Genomic DNA, 381 nt, shown 5'->3' with positions numbered 1-381 from the left:
AGGCGTGCGGATGTCCATTCGGCCGGGGTTCCGGATCAAGGGATGCACAGTGTGCCGCCCGGTGCGGCGGAGAGCCGGGTCGGGAGTCGGCCACCGCAGCGGCACGCGGAGATTGGCCAAGGCCGATGTCGGCCTCGACGACGAACCCAGATGACTTGTCGAATTCAAATATCTTGACGTCAAGATTGATTTCGGGCAGGCTGCCCCCAGGTATCTCGATGTCGAGATATGACGACGAGGTGGATTCGGGGGCCTGGAATGCGGCGCGGCAGGGGGACTGCAAAGGGGCGCCGGGACGCAGGGTAAGGCGGGTCCACAACCTCAACACCGCCACACGCGCCGGCGCCGGAGCCTCCTCCACCCTGAAGTACTTCTCCGAAT

Annotated in this window: 1 protein-coding gene; it reads right to left on the bottom strand. The window is 64.6% G+C overall.

Translation table 11 applies throughout. From position 1 onward, the window contains the following. The coding region (locus tag G3I60_RS44895; RefSeq protein ID WP_203675379.1) for a hypothetical protein at positions 1 to 361 on the bottom strand (361 nt) is incomplete at its 3' end. Positions 362 to 381 lie beyond the last annotated feature (20 nt).

Origin of the sequence: Streptomyces sp. SID13666 (genome assembly GCF_010548325.1) — a bacterium.
In the GTDB taxonomy this organism is placed as follows: Bacteria; Actinomycetota; Actinomycetes; order Streptomycetales; family Streptomycetaceae; genus Actinacidiphila; species Actinacidiphila fildesensis.
This window is presented reverse-complemented; position numbering and strand designations above follow the sequence as displayed.